The organism is Rhizobium jaguaris, assembly GCF_003627755.1.
Lineage (GTDB): Bacteria > Pseudomonadota > Alphaproteobacteria > Rhizobiales > Rhizobiaceae > Rhizobium > Rhizobium jaguaris.
Genome location: NZ_CP032695.1, coordinates 551722 through 569834, shown reverse-complemented (window position 1 = coordinate 569834; position 18113 = coordinate 551722). Strand labels below are relative to the sequence as shown.

Below are 18113 nucleotides of genomic sequence, written 5' to 3'. Positions count from 1 at the left end.
ATTTACAGCAACCACGTTTGGAAATATTTCCAAACATTGCTGAAACAAGGTTTTTTTAGGAAATTTCTTATCCTAACGTTTCCAATATAGCGTGTTTATTCTGGATTTATCCATTACATCTTTCGATATATTTATACATCGCCCGGAGTTTATTGATGTTTTTTGATTACATCATTCGAACTGAGTAGAATTACCATCTATATCGCTCGTTTGACTATTTACTTTCGTTTAATGCACTGGACACATGATCGGCCCTCCGAATAACGAAGCAACGATCAGGACAGGAAATGGTCAGCGCAATCTCTGCAGTCGCAACGGGATCTCAGTTGAGTTCCACATCTACAACTTCCTCAAGCTCGGACGATGCCGCCAAGATACAGGCGCAGATCGCAGCAAAGAAGGCACAGCTTGCCAACACTAAGGACCCTAATGAGGCTGAAACGCTCCAAAAGGCCCTCGCCGCGTTGGAAGCCAAACTGGCCAAGCTGGAAAAATCCAGCGACCAACCCAGCGCAGCCGGTCAATCCGCCAAATCTGGCACGGCTTCGAATACCACCTCCGAATCCACTTCTTCGAACAGCAAGCAGCAATCATCGCTTTCGGGCGAAAGTGATCGCATCGGATCAACGAACTTCAACGGGAATACAGAGTTTGGCGACCGGACGGCCTATGTTTGACGAGCGACGCTAGGCTGAAACGGCGGCCCGATGTTGGAAAAAGGCAGTCGTCAACCGGCGGCTGGTCCATCGCCACGGCTCTTGAAGGCAACCACCTGCTCTAGACCCCTTGGTTGCCGATTGCGCACAGTGATCTCTCCTTCGAACCTGGAAACGATTTCCTTGGCAATGGCCATGCCAAGCCCTGCGCCCGGAAAGGACCGCTGCCTTGCGATATCAATCCGAAAAAACGGCTCGAACACTTGGCCCAGGCGTTCTTCGGGAATACCAGGCCCGGTGTCGACAATCCTGACCACGGCCTTGTCGCCGGAGTGAGTGACGGTGACGATCGCCGATTCACCATGCGTTGCAGCGTTGATCAGGAGGTTGCGCAAGGCCCTTGTTACCGCCAGTGAGCCTGCGCAAATCGTCGCGGGTTGTAACTCGCCGGCTTTGATAGCCATACCCATCGTCGTCAACTCCGCCACGATATTTGCGACGATCGTATCGAGCTTTACGCGCTGCAGGCTATCCGTGGAGATTTCCTCGCGCACCAGTCCGATGGCGCTATCGGCGATCGTGTCGAGCTCTTCGAGGTCGGCAAGCCATTTCAGCCGATCGTCTTCATCCTTGATGAATTCGGCACGCAATCGCATGCGCGTCATGGGGGTTCTAAGGTCGTGTCCGGCGGCTGCGACCAGCCGCATCCGGCTCTCTGTTGCAGCCTTTACCCTTGCCGATAGTTCGTTGAGTGCCCGTGCCGTGACGCGAATTTCACCCGGACCAATTTCGGGAACATGCGGAAGCGTCCCATCCGGACCAATTTCGGTCGACGCCCGCTCAAGCAGGCGAAGCGGCTTCATGATCTTTGATGCGGCGAATATGGAAATCAGCACACTTCCCGTAATGATGAGTCCGAGCCAGCCCGCGAGAATCTTCCATCCTCCAGGCGGCGGACCGAGTTCCGGCATCAGCATCACCATCCAATTGCCATCGGGGAGATAGAGGGAGGCAGTTGTAGTGCCGGTCGATTGGCGGGATACGGTCGCTACCCGAACGTCGCCGGTTCGCCGCAGGCTTTCCATCAGAAAGCCGGAAAGAGGTTCATCGGGGGCTCCGTCTGCAGGAGCAGCGGCTATGACCACGCCAGCAGAGATCGCCGCAGCTCTGTCTTTTTCCGCAAGCTTCGCGAGCATGGAGAGCTGGTGCGCCATCGGTTCCATGGTTGTTTCCGGCCGCGGCCCTCGCATCACGAGGCTTGCCGCAAAAGACGACGTGATGACGACCAGAACAATGGCGGTCAGCAGGAGAAGCGCCAGACGGGCGCCCAGGGATTTCATGGATCGCCCTTAACTGCGGTCACCGGGACGACGAGCTGATATCCACCGTTTCGGATCGTTCTGAACACTGGTTCGTCGGCCGTCTCTCCCAGCTTGCGACGCAATCGGCTCATCAGCACGTCGATCGAACGATCGGCCGGGTCACGATCACGCCCTTGCGTCAAGTCGAGCAGTTGGTCCCGGGACAACAGCCGGCCGGCTCGTTCGAGAAAGGCTTTGAGCAGATCAAATTCGGCACCCGTCAACGAAACAACCTCGCCATTGTCCCTGGTGACGCGGCGAAGCTGCGGATCGAGGGTCATCTCGGCAAAACGAAAACGGCGCTGATCCGGTTCGGGAGACGAATCCTCATTTGTCCGGCGCAGGACCGCCCGAATACGCGCGGCCAGCTCTCGCGGGTTGAACGGCTTGCCGAGATAGTCGTCAGCGCCGATCTCAAGCCCCAGGATCCGATCGATATCCTCCTTCAGCGCGGTGAGGAGAATGACCGGGATGTGGGGACGGCGGTTTCGCAGATCACGGCAAAGGTCAAGGCCCGATCCATCGGGCAGCATCACATCCAGGACGAGGAGATCCGGCGTGCGCCGACTGAGGGCCTCATTGCAGCCGCGAAGATTGCTTGCCGTCGAGACGCGAAAGCCCTGCTCCTCGAGATATCGGCTCAGAAGCGCACGAATTTCATGGTCGTCATCGACAATCAAGACATCAGACGCGGCGGTCACAGTCATAGGCACATTCCATTTCTTCGGTCTTTTATACACGCTCCTCTCCAAAAGAAGGTTTTTCGCAGGCAAAACCAGCAAAAACTCCCGCCGGAAACATTGGTTTACAAAAATCCCGATAGTGGAAATCTTGAGCACAAAACAAGTCAGCCGCTTTCAGCACTTTTTATGCGAGGCACCGATATCGAGCGCACCTCAATCGCTGACCAAAGCTGTCGACCACCGAGGACTATCACGATAGAAGCCTTGAACGGCAAAAAGGGTACTTGGAAATGTCCTCATCCAGATCAGTTTATCATTTCAACTCCGCCATCGTTCGCGAGCCATCGCGCTCGGTCGTCGACGGCCTGCGTGCCGGCGAGCACGCCAGTCCGACCTATGAGGGCGTGAAGATGGAGCATGATGGTTACATCACCGCGATACGCGAGGCCGGCGTAGAGGTGACCATCCTGCCCGCGCTCGAGGCTTTCCCGGACTCCATCTTCGTCGAGGATCCCGCGCTCGTATTTACCGAAAGTGCGATCCTGCTTCGTCCGGGTGCAGCAAGCCGCGCTGGCGAAGCAGCCGCAATCGCACCCACCTTGCGCGACATGTTCGACAAGGTCCTCGATCTCCCAGGTCATGGGTATGTGGACGGTGGCGATGTTCTGAACACACCGAAGAGCGTTATGATCGGTCTTTCGGCACGAACCGACAAGGCAGGCGCCGAGGCTCTCGCCGGCTGCATCGACAAGCTCGGCCGCAAAGCCGAGCTGGTTGCGACGCCGGAAGGCGTCCTTCATTTCAAGACCGACTGCTCGTTGCTGGATGACGAAACCGTGCTCTCGACCGCCCGCCTTGCACGCTCCGGCGTCTTCAAGGACTTCAAACAGATCATTATTCCGGAAGGCGAAGAGCCGGCTGCGAATGCACTGCGTGTCAATGACGTCCTCATGGTCCCTTCCGATTACCCGCGTACGCTCGAGATGCTCGACAAGCTGGGTTACGGAATCGTCCCGATGAAGACCGCGGAAATCGGCAGGATCGATGCAGGTCTCTCCTGCTTGTCGCTGCGCTGGTATCGCAACGGCCAATAGCATTGCTGAGAATCCGAGCAGTCCTGATGCGGCAATCGGTTCCTCAGGGCACCAACACGATCTTTCCGCCAGCGGCGCGATCTTCGAACGCCTCGTGCGCGCGCCAAGCCTCGTGAAGCGGGAATTTCCCGCCTAGCGGAACGCTGATTTGAGCACTGGCAGCAAGCTCAAAAAGTTTTGCAAGGTCGGTGCCGACGTTTTCCGCAGAAAGCAGGGGCAATAGCGCAAACCCTGTCAGCGACTGGTTTTGCAGGAACAATTGATCCATCTCGTTCTTGCCGAGATCGAAACGACCAAGTGCGGCGAAGACCAATTCGCCAGCCGGGGCGAGCGCTCCCAGTGCCGCCTTCGTTACCGCGCCGCCGACGGTATCGTACAGGAGATCGACACCGAAGCCATCGGTTTGCGCTCTGACGGCGTTGGGCCAATCCGTTTCACCGTAGTCGATCGCCAGATCGGCGCCTAGCGAAAGGGCGAATTCACGCTTCTTCTTCGTGCTCGCCGCGGCAATCACCTGCCTGGCGCCTTCACGCTTCGCCAACTGCACAAGCAGTGAACCGACACCTCCCGCGGCTGCAGTCACGAGAACCCTCTTGTCTTTCGCAGGAAAGCGCCGCGTCATGTGCAGCGCAGTCAAGCCCTGAACCATCAATGCGACGGCATCGTCAAAGCTGATGCGATCTGGCAGGCGGATCAAGGAAGCCGCGTCGACCGCGACGAACTCCGCATAGCCTCCGGCGCGGCCAAGAAGAAATAGCGGAACACCGACGCGAGCGCCAAGCAGCGCCGGATCGGCCCCGCCCCCGACCCACTCGACGACGCCGGCCACTTCGACGCCCGGGATCATCGGCAGTTCCGGCGTGACGGCGTAGCGGTCGGCCCGCATCAGCACTTCGAAATAGTTGACGCCGGTGGCCTGGACACGCACCAGCACCTCGCCCGGCGCCAACTCCGGCAAGGGTAACTTGACGACTTGCAGAACATCCGGCGGACCGAAGCGGCTGAATTGAACGGCTCTCATGGCAGACCTCACGTTGAAATGCTGTGAGGCACGGTTTAGCTTTGGACTTCACGCCAAAATACACACTCTTTCGTTCCATACCCACCAGGAGGTGACCATGGCGGATCCGACGAAGAGACTGCCGAAATTGCCGGTCGAACGCGCACTGAAAGTCATCGCCGGCCGATGGAAACCGGTCATTCTCTATTATGTCTTCGACGGTCCGAAACGCCTTTCGGAGCTGAAGCGCATGATGCCCGACATCACGCAGAAGGTTCTGATCCAGCAGTTGCGGGAAATGGAAGAGCACGGGCTTGTCCGGCGAAAGGTCTTCGCTGAGGTTCCTGCCCGTGTGGAATATACGGCAACGGACCTGGGGCTCGCTCTGGAGCCGGTGCTTCTGGCGCTCTGCCGATGGGGTCAGCGTCACGCGGAAGAACAGAACGAGTTGGGCGGATTGGCCGATTGCATCGTCCGTCCGCGGTCGAACCAGGCCCGCGCAAAGACGGCGGCCTGACTGCAATGTAAGTCCCTACCGCCCACTTACCCGCCTCGATGGGCGTGGTCACTATTTCCGGCCGTGGCGAACCAGATCAATTCGACGCAGCCTTCAGGACCCTATGTGTACTCGACTCCATCGCTTGGCCGGTTTGCTTTGCGTCCGTCGCCATTCCCTTTACCGTGTTTGCACAGGAAGACAACGTCAACAGCACCAGCATTGCGGTAGCAAGCGAGAGCCTGATCATGGCGAAATCTCCCGTGGTGAGAACGTAGATTCAATTTAGCCGCGCATCTCTCCTTTGCAAGGAAGCCGGATGAAGAACACGACGGCTAGGCCGAACGGCTGAACAAGATTGCACACGATGCAGTTTGCAATCGTGCCTCGAACGCTGGTATTATTAACCGCGCCAATCCGGCAACCGCGTAAGTTTCGGCTATCCATCGGCGGACCTGATTGCTCTCGACATGTCAATGATGATGCCTTCGCCACACCGCGAGCAGTACGACGAATATTCGCGGCGTTTGCCTGTAATCAACGCGCGGGTCATTGGCTTCGGCTAAGGTGAAGACCGATCCATTAAGTGTCTGAACGGGAGTGAACAGTTGAGCCTCCTTTTGAAAGAGATTCGCCACAACCCCATGCTCTGGTTGTTGGTCGCCGTGCCGGTGGTTTTCGTTGCTGCGGCACTCGTCCCCGAAGCCCACACTGCGCTCTTTGTGCTGTCGGTGCTTGCCATCGTACCACTGGCCGGGTTGCTAAGTCACGCTACCGAATCCGTTGCTGCCAAGACGGGTGACGCCGCCGGCGGGCTGCTCAACGCCACGCTCGGAAATCTTACCGAGTTGGTCATCGCGCTGGCTGCCCTGGGTGCCGGGCAATACACGTTGGTGAAGGCATCCATCGCCGGCGCGATCGTTACCAACACGCTGTTCATGCTGGGCGCCTCGTTTCTGCTTGGCGGGCTCAAATACCACTTGCAGGAGTTCAATCGAGCCAGCGCGCGGCTTCAAGCGGGCCTGCTTTTTCTGGCTACGATTGCCCTGCTGATGCCTTCGGCGATTGCCGGGATGGAGTCGACATCGGCTGCGGCAGCCACCCAAAAGCTAAGCCTTGGCCTGGCCGTTCTGCTCATCGTCGGATACGGACTGGGGCTACTGTTCTCGCTCAAGACACACCGTGAGGTCTTCTCCGGAGCGGAGCATGAGGAAGCAGAGGAAGCACCGTGGCCGATCGGCTTGGCCCTCGCCACGCTTGCCGGTGTCACCGTACTCGTGGCGCTGGTGAGCGAGATCTTCGTCGAATCCGTGCAAAAGGCAGCCGAAGCTTTCGGAATGACCGCTGCATTTGTCGGTTTCATTGTCGTCGCACTGGTTGGCGGCGCCGCCGAAATGGCTTCGGCGTTTTCAGGTGCGCGCAAGAACCGCCTCGATCTCAGCGTGGGTATCGCGTTGGGGAGCGCTTCCCAGATCGCGTTGTTCGTTGCGCCTGTTCTGGTGCTGGTCAGTTATCTGATCGGCCCCTCACCGATGGACCTGCAGTTCTGGCCGGGTGCCGTCGTAATGGTACTCTTCGCAACCATGACCGCGATGTTCGTCACTAATAGCGGACGGTCGGCATGGTTCGTCGGAGTATTGGTGTTGATGGTCTACATGATCTTCGCCATGACACTGTATATCTTGCCGCCGGCGGGGCAGTGAAGTCGACAGGAGAAACGCATTGGCGCCTGTTGACCACCGGATAAGGCCCTCCGATGTTTCCGGCATCATCTTCACTGCTCCCCCGACACTGAACCGCAGAAAGGTGGAAAGTCGTGTCAGCACCATCAGGCAATAGGGCGCGCTCGAAGCAAATGAGACGCCTGTTCTTCCGCGCGCTTCTCCAGCAGCTTCGGGTGGTCTGGCCAATCCTGTCCGGAGTTATCACGGTCATGGTTGGATGCGGGCTTATAATTTGGCGCATAGAGGACTGGCGGCTCGACGAGGCCCTCTATTTCACCTTCGTAACCGGGCTGACCATCGGCTATGGCGATTTTTCGCCCAAACACGTCTCGGCGCGAGTGCTCGCACTGGTGATCGGTTTTGCGGGCATCGTGCTGACTGGCCTGGTTGCGGCTGTCGCAGTGAGGGCTCTGAGTGCGACAGACCGGCACGACGCGGAATGATCAACTATCGAGAATCAGCTCGGCACTTTCCACAATATAAGGGACGTAACGATAATCACGGATAAAGGCGATCTGCCCTTCCCGCCATTCTATCCGCATGAAGTGGTTCGGCCTTGGCGCCGGACCATTTTCGAACACGGCGATCACCTCCTGCCCCTCGAGCCATGCGGCGGCGAGATGAATTGCTGGTGCTTTCCGTGCGTAGATCGTGAAGAACATGCCGACATCTGCTCCCGACCGGACCGCATGCGTGGCCTGATGCAGTTTGACGTCGTTCGCAAGGAGCGCTCTGAGGCTCTCCCAGTCACGCCGGTTGAAAAGCTCGACATAACGCAGGTTTTCGGCTGAGTGCGTTCGGATGGCCGAACGTTTCGGCGCTCGCGCATTGATCTCCCTCAGTCGCGCCCGACCTCGAGCAAGGTGGCCCTTCACCGCATCAACGCTAATCTCAAGGAGGCCTGCGATGTCGTCGAGCGATTGGTCGAGCACGTCCTTCAAGACGACGACGCTCCGCTGGATCGTCGGAAGTTCGACGAACCGCGATACGGCCGTTGTGATCGCTTCCTGACGCATCAGCCTCTCCAAGGGATCGGGAGCATCGTCATCAGGCATCTCCGATGCCGCCTCCAACGGTTCGGCTGCTCTTAATGCGCGACTGCGCAGAAGGTCGAGAGCGCGGTTATGGGCGATACGAAACAACCAAGCGCGCCAAGCATCCTTTGCCTTCAGGGTCTCAAGGGTCTGATAGGCCTTTACGATTGCCTCCTGCACCACGTCCTCGCCATCGATCACCGAACCGGTCAGGCGCGCGCAATAGCGATGAAGCTCTGGCCGGATCTCGCTGACCATGGCAAGGAAACTTTCCTCATCGACGCCTGCGGTTTGTTTTCGGTTCATGCCGCCTATTCTTCCAAAACGGTGACGCCCGTGTCACCCCTGATGCCAATTGCAAGCGCTGAATCATATGTCGCGTCGGTGAGAACCCGAACGACGTGATTGCCGAATTGGCGCGGCGGCATAGTGGGGTACCGAGCGAGGAATGCATCCTGCTCTATTCCCATTGCCTGGGCGTAAGCGCTGGAACCCGCGCCGCCGACACCAGTACCGGCGACCATCTGCTTAGGCACTATCGCCTGGAAGCGAATGTCAAGGCCTTTCTGTTCGGAGAAGCCATTGGCGTATTTGGCCATCAGCCACAGCATCCGCTTGGCACCTCCGTAACCACCGGACATGGGCGATCCCTGTTGCGCCGCGCCGCTCGAGCTCACCAGAACCCGGCTGCCGGGAGCAAGCGGAAGATTCAACGCAGCCTGCATCCAGTAAAGGCCACCCTTGACGTCCGTGTCCCAGGTCACCGTGAAGTCTTCCCAACTGGTACGATCGATCGGCGCCATGCGCGGCACCGCCCCGGCGTTGAGAACCAGGACCGCCGGACGCACATCCGAGAGAATACTGTTTGCGGCCGCTGCGTCGATGATATCGGCCGAGGCCGTCTCCACCCCCAGCCGTGTCCGCACCTTTTCAAGATCGGCAGCGTCACGGGCCACCACCCAGACTTTGGCCCCCTCATCAACGAGAGCTTCCACCAGTCCCAGTCCGAGGCCTCGGGTCCCCCCGGTCACCACGACGCGCTTGTTCTTCAGGCTCATGACGTTCTCCTTTGCTGTCCTGAAACAAAGACGAATGAGGCCTGGCAAAAGAGTCAGACAAAATACGCCGCAGTGCCTGAAAGCGTGTGTGATGGTCTCTGCCGGCTTACGTGGCTTTCGGCACGGCTGGCGGCCACATCATCGAAACACGCTGGAATTTGGAATAATATTCCATTCCCACGGTCGATATTGTGCATGGCTGCAATTTCCCTACGATCGGAAGCGATCTTATAATCCACAATCTTAGTAGATTACATCTCGAACCTATTACAATGGGAATATGGAACGGCAGCCGATCTGCGGTCGCTTATCACCAACATTACTCAGCCAAGACATCTTCCCATCGATTCCGTTATCCCAGCCACACATAGCCGCAGGCGCACAGCATGAGCAGCAATTCCGAATTTCTTTGGTATATTCCCAACGACGTCAAAGCCGGTCACCGTGGCGATTCCGCCGTCGAAAACCACAACAGCCTCACGACGCTGACCGACCACGCGAAAGCGCTGGAGGAGCACGGTTGGAAGGGCGCGCTCATCGGAACCGGCTGGGGCCGGCCCGACACCTTCACCGTCGCGACCGCGCTCGCCGCGCGAACCACCAGCTTCGAGCCGCTCATCGCGATCCGCCCGGGCTATTGGCGGCCAGCGAATTTTGCTTCCGCTGCCGCCACGCTGGACCACCTGACCGGCGGCCGCGTGCGCGTGAACATCGTATCCGGCCAGGACAAGCTGGCCGCCTATGGCGACAGCGAAGGCGATCAGGCGCACCGCTATGCCCGCACCAAGGAATTCATGCGGCTGGTTCGCAGACTGTGGACCGAAGAGAACGTCACTTATGCCGGCGAACACTTCCACGTCACCGAATCCACCATAGAGCCGCGCATCCAGGTCCGCGGCGACCGTCGACACCCCAAGCTCTATTTCGGCGGAGCCTCGGAGGCGGCCGAGCGAGTGTCTGCCACCGAGGCCGATGTCCAGCTGTTCTGGGGTGAGCCTCTCGACGGCGTTCGTGAGCGGATCGAGCGGCTGAAGGTTTTAAGCAGAGAATTGGGGCGCGACCTTCCTCCACTGGAATTCGGATTGCGGATCACCACGCTGGTCCGCGACACCACGGAGCAAGCCTGGGCCGACGCCGAGGCGAAGGTCGCTGAAATGGCCATGGGCAAGGGCGCCGGCTGGAACGATCACCGCCGGGCAGTGGCAGTGGGCCAGCAGCGGCTGCTCGATCTGCACAGGCGCGGGGATGTGCTTGACGACAACCTTTATACCGCGCCCGGCAAGTTTGGCGGCGGTGGCGCCGGCACGACATGGCTGGTCGGTTCCGCAGCCGACGTTGCGCGTTCGCTGCGCAAGTACCAGGATCTGGGCATAACTCACTTCGTGCTCTCCGACACACCGTACCTTTCTGAGATCAAGAGGCAGGGCAATCAATTGCTTCCGCTGCTGCGCAATTGAGGCCGGAGCCCGCGCTTCGAACTGCGGCCCTGGACCGTGGCCCTCCAATTTCCGGTCCGTGCACGGAGCTGTCGGTGGATCGGTGAAGAGCCTTGAAGCGGTTTTCCACAGCACGAATGTCCTGGAGCAGAACATGTGACGTAAGGGCATCAACCGGTTGCCGAACTTTGGCAGAATGCGGTTTATCAACTGGCAACCATTCGGGCCGGTGTAAAATCGCCGTTCCAGAGAATCGTGTACCCTTCGCTTGCTTCAATGACTGAAGGGGAATGAAACATGTTTTGGCAGATTGCGCGTCTCGTGGATTCGATCGTGGAAAATCCTGCTATTGGTGACGATGAGCTGATCATCGCGATTGATCACCTCAACAAGACACTGAAAGCAGCGGCAACCGGTGCAATCAGCCAGCCACCAACAGACGCACTCCACGTCAAGCAGGTTCTTGAGCACGTCGCACTACAGCGTGGGCTTCCCCTGAGCTGACGTCACCGCAGCCCGGGATAAAACCCGACGAGCCCAGCTGAAACGGTCGCACGCGTCCCGCGGTAAATGTCTCAGTGTTCGACGCGTTGTGTCTCGTGTGCCCTTACGATGGCATCCGCTTCCTTGCCATATAGTTCCTCGAAATGATCGAAGGCTTTGGAAAAATAACCAATACCTTGCGTTGCCGAGCGCAGGGTCCGCGCCAGATCGTCGAGCGCGCTACCCGGAACGAGTGCCCGGAAGATGTCCCACCCCTTGGCGGTTTCATCCCGGTCGAAGCCGAGAACTTGGCCCTTGAGGGCGGAGACGATCTGGACGAGATTGCCGGAATAGACCGACGGAATGTGAATTTCGCTGCGGAAGATCGGCTGCATTAAAACGGCCGATCCTTCGGAAAGCGCCTGTCGCACTCCCATCTTCGACGCGGTTCGAAAGGCGTGTTCCGAACTGTCGACGGCATGGTGCTGACCATCGAACAGCGTTACGCCGACATCGATGACCCCGAAGCCGAGCGGCCCCTTCTCCATCGCTTCGCGCGCGCCTGCCTCGACGGCAGGGATGTAGTTGCGCGGAACGACGCCACCCTTGACGGTTTCGCTGAAGGTGAAGCCCCGGCCACGCTCGTTGGGGCGAATGCTCAGCTTCACATCTGCGAATTGCCCGGCACCGCCGGTTTGTTTGCGATGGCGGTAATGAACCTCGGATGGCTTCGCGATTGTCTCGCGGTAGATCGGGCTGGGCGTCCGATCGGTCACGTCGATGTGAAAGACGTCGGACAGGGTTCGGCAGAGATCGCGCAGATGCACCGGCCCCTGGGCACGGACGAGCTGGGCACCGGTGCCTTCTTCCTGCAAAACGACCAGACCGCGATCCGTCTCGGAAAGTTTAGCCAGCGTTTCGGAGAGCTTGTTTTCATCGCGCTCGCTGCCCGGGACCAGTATCCTTTCAAGCATCGGCGTCGGTGGCTCCGTCCACTCCGGCGGGGCGACCGGCGCGTCTGATGTCAACAACGACGGCACGGGCAAGTGGTCGGACTTGACTGTCGCGAAGACATCCCCCGGCGCAGGCGCAATCGCCGAGTTGGACCGTCCGTTTGCGGGATCCTGTACGGCGCCGAGGCCGGATCCGCCCAATGATACGCCTTGCCGCAATCCCTCACCAAGCGCACGCACGAGCACCGTTTTGCCGATATTCTGACGATGATAGGCGTGGAAGCTTACGGCCGTCAGCCTTCCTTCCTCGACGGCGCTCGCACGAGCGAGACGCTGTCGAAGAGCCGCTACCGGCGGCGCTTCGTGGCGGAGCGCCTTCATCAATCTCATCATGCCGTTGCCATGGCTTGCAGAGCCGATCAGGACTGGAATGATCCTGTTTTCCCTGAGAACCCGGGATGAAATGGCATAAAGTGCGTCGCTGGCCGGTTCTCTGTCCTCGATCAGTTCCTCGAGGAGCCAGTCATCGAATTCCGACAGGTGTTCCAAAAGCTCGGTTCGCGCTTCGTGCTCGCGCTCGGCGGTGCTTTCCGGGATCGCGATCAACGCCGAAGTTTGGCCTTCCCGGTAGCGCCATGCCCGTTCCGAAATCAGATCGCAACTACCCACGATCCTATCCCCCTCGCGGATCGGGACCTGGCGAAGCAGAAGGCTGTGGTTGGCATAGTCCTGAAGCGCGGCGATCACATCCCTTAGCCGCCCTCTCGGTTCGTCCATCCTATTGACGAAGAGGATGCAAGGCGTCTGCGAAGCCTCGATTATGCGCAGATAGGGCGCGGCGAGCACAGCCTCCTCGGGAGCTGGAGAAACACACAGAATGCAGGCGTCGCTGGCGAGAAGCGCGTGCTGCACATGCGCTAACGCTTCGTTCGGTCCCGGTGCATCAAGCGCGCACCAGGCTTCGTTTGTGAAGGTGAATTCTGTCAAATTCAGTCCATAGGGAGAGCTGGATTTTCTCGGCGTTCCCTCCAGCGAGCCGAGCTTTTCGACAATTGTCGATTTTCCAGTCTGCGAGGGTCCAAGTACGGTAAAGCAACGCATCGGCATTCCTCCAACTGCCATAGGCACAATTTTCGGCTATCACAGGATGCCCTGAACCGCGGCAAGGCGCAATTTTCTTATTTTCTTATTGAACAAAGGTTCCGCCCTTGGCGCGAGCATTGAGCTAAAAAACCATCTGAGCGGTTCAAACCGGAGATCCCGCCATCGGCGATCGCGGGCGAAAGGAATAGAGCTCGATATCGCGGCCAGGCAGACGGTGATGGCATTGTGTGAGGTGCGTCACCGTTGTACCCTGTGGAAGTGCTCGATGTTTAGCCGGAACTGAAGTCCGGTGGCGCGTTTCAACCCGTGAAGAAGTAGCCGCGGATCATGGAACTTATCGTCGCCCTTGGTCTGATCGCCTTCAAGGTCGCGTTTCTGATCGCGGCCCTCCTGTTGCTGCCCTTGCCGCTGACCTGGCTTGAACGCAAGATCGCCGGACACATGCAGCAGCGGATGGGGCCGATGCGCGTGGGTTGGCACGGGCTACTGCAGCCGATGGCGGACGGGATCAAGCTCCTAACCAAAGAAGACCATATTCCGGCCGAAGCCGACCGCTTCCTGTTCAAACTGGCGCCGATCCTGGCGCTCGTCCCACCCTTTGTGGTGTTCGTCGCGATCCCTTTCGGCGAAAATGTCTCGGTCCTCGGCACCGAAATCACGCTCTACGTTTCCAACATGAATGTGGCGATCCTTTTCGTCTTCGCTGTGATTGGGATCGAGGTTTATGGCGTCATCTTCGGCGGCTGGGCCGCTAACAGCAAATATGCCGTTCTGGGCAGCCTCAGAACGTGTGCGCAAATGATCAGCTACGAGATCCCGATGGGATTCTCGGTCATTGGCGTGGTGATGCTGGCGCAATCCATGAGTCTGCTCGAAATTGTGCGAGCACAAGCCCATGTCTGGAATATCGTCTATCAACCGATTGGCTTCTTCGTGTTCTTCGTCGCCGGACTGGCCGAAGCGCAACGCATTCCCTTCGATCTGGCGGAGGCGGAAGGCGATCTGGGGGCCGGGTTCCATACCGAATACAGCGGCATCCGCTTTGCGTTCTTCATGGTCAGCGAATATGCCATCATGCTCTTGATGTCGGTGCTGGTGGTGATCCTATTCTTTGGCGGCTGGAACGGTATATTGATCCCGCTGCCACCGCTCCTCTGGTTTCTGCTCAAGGTCGCGTTCTTCGTCTATCTGTTCATGTTATTCCGCTTTACTTTCCCCCGCTATCGCTACGACCAGCTGATGGCGATCGGATGGAAAGTCTTGCTTCCTCTATCGATCGCGAACATAATCCTAACTGGAATTGTTTTCTTTTAGGGGCCATTACGGCTCCGCAGCGAGGCGGCAATGTCGCGCGCGCAGGACAGACTTGGAACATGGATCGGCTGGGCATTCTTCGCCGATCTGGCGAGAGCCTTGGCTTTGACCTCCGGCTACATGTTCTCCAGATCTGTGACCATGCAATATCCCGACAAGGAAAAATGGCTGCCCTACTCGCGTTACCGCGGTCACCACTTCCTGAAGCGCGACGACGAGGGCGAGATCAAATGCGTGGCCTGCGAACTCTGCGCGCGGATTTGTCCCTGCGACTGCATCGAAGTCATCCCTTACGAAGATGAGAAGGGCAATCGTCACCCCGCAAAATTCGAGATCGATACGGCTCGGTGCCTGTTCTGCGGGCTGTGCGAAGACGCCTGTCCCGCAGACGCGATCGCGCTTGGTCAGCAGTACGAATTCTCGAGTTTTTCATCCCGTGACCTGGTGATCGGGCGCGACGATCTGCTCGGCAAGCCGGGCAAGGCGATAACCGGCGGTGGCGTGGTCGCTGCGCGCCTGAACACCGAAGAGGAAGTTCTGGTCGAAACGAGCGAACCGCAAGGTTACAACTGGTGGCGAAATATCCGGCGAACGTGAACGCGCCTGCCGTCCAGCCGGAGTGTGAGACAGGAGGCTCAGATGCATGTGTGCCAAATTTTGAAAAACAAATCTCCCGAACTCATCTCGATCAGGCCGGATCGGCCGATGGTGGAGGTCCTGCGGCTGTTTCGGGACAAGAACATCGGCTTCGTGGTCGTTGGCCGCAAGCCCGGAGAATGCATAGGCACGCTGTCAGAGCGGGACTGCTGCAATGCGGTGGCCGAACACGGCACCGAGGCACCCATGATGCGGGTTGCCGACATCATGAACCGCAATGTGGCGACGTGTTCGACACAGGATTTGCTGCCCTATGTGATGGCGATCATGACCCAACGGCGGACGCGCCATGTGCTGGTCATGGATGGCAACACCCCCATCGGCGTGGTGAGCATCGGCGACGTGGTCAAGCACCGGCTCGAAGAATCCCTGCACAACGAAGAGGCAATGCACGAATATATTGCCGGGACCCGTTATCATTGATCTCGCCGGCTCGATGCGCGGACGTAGGCCAGTGAGACTGCGATGTTTCAGCTCGGACTCTCCGGTCTCGCCTCGGCGCCGGCAGCCCTGGGAAACTCGAAGACCGCATGTGCCTTTTGAACATCCACCGGACATGGGTATTCGCCCCGCCGCATGAGGTTGTTGAGACGCAGGGCCCTGTAGTTTTCAGGAACGAACACGAGGCCCGTTGGGAAACGTCTGTTGACTTTGAGCTTCGCCGTTAATTCACCCCGGTCGGATCGCACGATCACCTGATCGCGATCCGAAAGGCCAAGTTGTGCGGCATCCTCTCCGCTCATCTCGACATAGGGGTCTTCAGCGATCGTATTCAGGATCTCCGAGCGTTCGGAGAGATATCCATTGTGGAACAGGCCGTTGCCGGTGACCAGCATCAGCCGGTCGGCTGCTTTCGGGGTAGGCGACGGCGCGAAGAACCCGCCAGCCGGTGATGTTGGGACCGCCTTGGTGAACGCACCGTCGGCGCCAAGCTCCTCCTGCGTCAGACCCTGATAGGCGGGAACCAGCCGGGTAATCTCGGCAAAAATTTCGCCTTGCGTCGATGGCTGCAGTGGCTGGTTACGCAACGCCGCGACGAAATCGAAGATCGCCAGATTGCTTCGCGCCTCGAAGGCAGGTTCGCGGAATTTATGGACATTTTGGGTCCGGCCTTCGTTGTTGGTGAAGGTGCCGGATTCCTCGCCATAACCTGCGGCGGGCAGCACGACCTCTGCCAGGCCCGCCGTCTCCGTGAGGAAGGTGTCCTGCACGATCAGGAGATCGGCGGCGCCAAGTGCCCGTGTCACGAAACTCCTGTCGGGATAGGCGATCAATGGGTCACTTCCGGCGATGTAGAGCATGCCCATCCGTCCACCGACGCAGAGCTCCAGCATGGCGTCGAGACCCGCGCCGGGTTCGGAGGGGATTTCGGTACTCCAGTTCCGTGCGAGTGTTCCGCGAGCCTCATCACCACCGACAGCCTGCAGTCCTGGGAGAGCCGCCGGCAGAACCCCCATGTCCCAGGCCCCCATCTGGTTGGCACGGTCGAAGAGAAACTGCATTGTAGGGCATTTGCCGAGCCGGCTGAGAAGCTGCAGCAGGTTGTTGAGTTGTTGCAGCGTCGCTCGCGCTTCCGGCAATCTCAGCAGGTCGACGCTGACAAGCACGGTAACGCTGTGGCCTTCCTTGAGCGCGGCGACCAGACGATCCAGCCCGTCTGTACTCACCGCCGGCCTGCTGATTTTTGCTTGGATGTCCGCCAAGTCGTCGCTCGGCAACGTCTGATCGGCGACCGCTGCAAGCTCGGCTACAACAGCCGCCAGGCTTGCCGCTTCTCCGCCCGGTGGGGCACGAAGGACTGCCCGGGCATCGGCGTCCAGACGGGATGGCCGCGCCGAGAGCATGAGCAACGCGGTGTGTCGCCGCCGTGCGGCGTCCCGTAGCAGATATTCGGTGACCGGATTCTCTTCGGTAACGTTGCCGCCAACAATGAGCACGCAGTCTTTGCCGATCACTTCGTCGAGCGGTGCTCGGCTGTAGAAGCTTGCGGCCAACGGACCGAGTATATCGAAGGGTGTGGACCAGCGCGTCGAGCAGTCGATATTGTTGGTCCCGAAGACCGTCCGCATCAGCTTCTGGAACTGATAAAGCACCTCATTTGGCAGGCGCGGCGACGCCAGCCCGCCAGCAGCCTTGCTCTCGACGGCAGACAAACGCCGGCGCAGATAATCCCCCGCTTCGTCCCAGGAAACCGGCACCAGGACGCCGTCACGACGGATCATCGGCCGCTTTATCCGGTCCCGGCTTGTGACGAAATCGAGGCCGAAGCGTCCCCGTGCGCAGAGCGTTTCGTGATTGACCCCCTCGTCCCATTTCGAGCGCACCCGCATGAACTCGCCCTTGCGCGTGCCGACTGTCAGTTGGCAACCGGTGCCGCAATGCGGGCAAATGGTGTCGGTCTCAACCAGATCCCAGGGCCGCGCCTTGTAGCGATAGGGGAAGCTCATCAGCGCCCCGACAGGGCAAACCTCGACGCAATTGCCGCACTGATCGCAACTTGCGAGGCTCCCCTCGAAGCCGGTGACGGCGGTATCCATGCCTTTTTCGACGGTGCCGAGCGCAACCGCGCCGACAACCTCCTCACACATCCGGACGCAGCGCTGGCACTGAATGCAGCGGTTGACGTTCATGATGATCACCGGACTGAGGCGGATATCTTTCGAGTGGAACACACGTTTGTCATCGCGGAACCGGCTTTCGCGCGGGCCGTACGCCATCACCATATCCTGAAGCTCACATTCGCCGCCCTTGTCGCAGATCGGGCAATCGAGGGGATGGTTGGCGAGTAGCATGTCGAGCATGGAAGAGCGCGTTTCCTCGATCAGCGGCGTGTTCGTCCGCACCACCATGCCATCGGTTACCGCGGTGGCGCAGGACGGCTGCAGCCGCCGCAACCCCTCGATCTCCACCAGACACATGCGGCAGGAGGCCAGCGCCGGCAGGCGTTTCAGATAGCAGAAGGTCGGGATGTCGATGCCCAAACGCTGGGCGGCCTGCAGCACCGTCGAGCCGGCCTCAACTTCCAGCGTTTGTGTGTCGATCGTGACGCTAACCATGACT

17 protein-coding genes are annotated in these 18113 nt (G+C 59.1%); 10 read left to right on the top strand and 7 right to left on the bottom strand.

The features are described from left to right. Positions 1-287: 287 nt before the first annotated feature. Positions 288-677: a hypothetical protein gene (locus CCGE525_RS24800; protein ID WP_120707012.1), complete on the top strand. Its 390-nt coding sequence runs from the start codon at positions 288-290 to the stop codon at positions 675-677. A 50-nt stretch (positions 678-727) separates the two neighbouring features. Here CCGE525_RS24800 and CCGE525_RS24795 read toward each other — a convergent pair whose 3' ends face one another. Together CCGE525_RS24795 and CCGE525_RS24790 are read right to left on the bottom strand one after the other, a co-directional pair. Then, entirely contained in the window at positions 728-1996 is a 1269-nt protein-coding gene (locus tag CCGE525_RS24795; protein WP_120707011.1) for an ATP-binding protein, read from the bottom strand. Beyond that, a complete protein-coding gene (locus CCGE525_RS24790) occupies positions 1993-2724 on the bottom strand; it encodes a response regulator (protein ID WP_120707010.1) in 732 nt (243 codons plus the stop codon). Before CCGE525_RS24790 ends, CCGE525_RS24795 begins: the two co-directional genes overlap by 4 nt. A 266-nt stretch (positions 2725-2990) precedes the next feature. On the opposite strand from CCGE525_RS24790, the gene CCGE525_RS24785 reads away from it, so the two are divergent. Then, positions 2991-3794, top strand: a complete 804-nt coding sequence (locus tag CCGE525_RS24785; RefSeq protein WP_120707009.1) for an arginine deiminase family protein — start codon at positions 2991-2993, stop codon at positions 3792-3794. A 43-nt stretch (positions 3795-3837) separates the two neighbouring features. Here the strand turns inward: CCGE525_RS24785 and CCGE525_RS24780 are convergent, their stop codons facing one another. Beyond that, entirely contained in the window at positions 3838-4815 is a 978-nt protein-coding gene (locus tag CCGE525_RS24780; RefSeq protein WP_120707008.1) for a quinone oxidoreductase family protein, read from the bottom strand. A gap of 97 nt (positions 4816-4912) precedes the next feature. Here CCGE525_RS24780 and CCGE525_RS24775 point away from each other — a divergent pair, with 97 nt between their 5' ends. From CCGE525_RS24775 to CCGE525_RS24760, 3 genes are all read left to right on the top strand, one after another. Next, positions 4913-5311 (top strand): winged helix-turn-helix transcriptional regulator, encoded by a 399-nt coding sequence (locus tag CCGE525_RS24775; protein ID WP_120707007.1) that lies wholly within the window; start codon positions 4913-4915, stop codon positions 5309-5311. A gap of 587 nt (positions 5312-5898) precedes the next feature. Next, a complete protein-coding gene (gene cax / locus CCGE525_RS24765; protein WP_120707005.1) occupies positions 5899-6993 on the top strand; it encodes a calcium/proton exchanger in 1095 nt (364 codons plus the stop codon). 152 nt (positions 6994-7145) lie between these two features. Continuing rightward, a complete protein-coding gene (locus tag CCGE525_RS24760; protein WP_120707004.1) occupies positions 7146-7457 on the top strand; it encodes a potassium channel family protein in 312 nt (103 codons plus the stop codon). Here CCGE525_RS24760 and CCGE525_RS24755 read toward each other — a convergent pair whose 3' ends face one another. Together CCGE525_RS24755 and CCGE525_RS24750 are read right to left on the bottom strand one after the other, a co-directional pair. Then, complete coding sequence (locus tag CCGE525_RS24755) at positions 7458-8354, bottom strand: sigma-70 family RNA polymerase sigma factor (protein WP_120707003.1); 897 nt, start codon at positions 8352-8354, stop codon at positions 7458-7460. Between the two features lie 5 nt (positions 8355-8359). Then, positions 8360-9106 carry an SDR family NAD(P)-dependent oxidoreductase gene (locus CCGE525_RS24750; RefSeq protein WP_120707002.1) on the bottom strand — a complete coding sequence of 249 codons (747 nt, stop codon included), beginning with the start codon at positions 9104-9106 and terminating at the stop codon, positions 8360-8362. Positions 9107-9492: 386 nt separating this feature from the next. Between CCGE525_RS24750 and CCGE525_RS24745 the strand changes: the two genes are divergently transcribed. Both CCGE525_RS24745 and CCGE525_RS24740 read left to right on the top strand, forming a co-directional pair. Further along, positions 9493-10563, top strand: a complete 1071-nt coding sequence (locus CCGE525_RS24745) for an LLM class flavin-dependent oxidoreductase (RefSeq protein WP_120707001.1) — start codon at positions 9493-9495, stop codon at positions 10561-10563. A 276-nt stretch (positions 10564-10839) separates the two neighbouring features. Next, a complete protein-coding gene (locus CCGE525_RS24740) occupies positions 10840-11046 on the top strand; it encodes a hypothetical protein (protein WP_120707000.1) in 207 nt (68 codons plus the stop codon). 71 nt (positions 11047-11117) lie between these two features. Here the strand turns inward: CCGE525_RS24740 and CCGE525_RS24735 are convergent, their stop codons facing one another. Beyond that, positions 11118-13079 (bottom strand): elongation factor G, encoded by a 1962-nt coding sequence (locus CCGE525_RS24735; protein WP_120706999.1) that lies wholly within the window; start codon positions 13077-13079, stop codon positions 11118-11120. 330 nt (positions 13080-13409) lie between these two features. Here CCGE525_RS24735 and nuoH point away from each other — a divergent pair, with 330 nt between their 5' ends. From nuoH to CCGE525_RS24720, 3 genes are read left to right on the top strand one after another with little or no spacing between them, the layout of a single operon-like run. Further along, the gene (gene nuoH, locus CCGE525_RS24730; protein ID WP_120706998.1) at positions 13410-14396 is read left to right on the top strand and encodes an NADH-quinone oxidoreductase subunit NuoH; all 987 of its coding nucleotides are present in this window, start codon (positions 13410-13412) and stop codon (positions 14394-14396) included. A 30-nt stretch (positions 14397-14426) separates the two neighbouring features. Beyond that, entirely contained in the window at positions 14427-14993 is a 567-nt protein-coding gene (locus CCGE525_RS24725) for an NADH-quinone oxidoreductase subunit I (RefSeq protein ID WP_120706997.1), read from the top strand. 42 nt (positions 14994-15035) lie between these two features. After that, positions 15036-15476 (top strand): CBS domain-containing protein, encoded by a 441-nt coding sequence (locus CCGE525_RS24720; protein ID WP_120706996.1) that lies wholly within the window; start codon positions 15036-15038, stop codon positions 15474-15476. A 47-nt stretch (positions 15477-15523) separates the two neighbouring features. Here CCGE525_RS24720 and nuoG read toward each other — a convergent pair whose 3' ends face one another. Then, positions 15524-18109 carry an NADH-quinone oxidoreductase subunit NuoG gene (nuoG, locus tag CCGE525_RS24715; RefSeq protein WP_120706995.1) on the bottom strand — a complete coding sequence of 862 codons (2586 nt, stop codon included), beginning with the start codon at positions 18107-18109 and terminating at the stop codon, positions 15524-15526. Positions 18110-18113 lie beyond the last annotated feature (4 nt).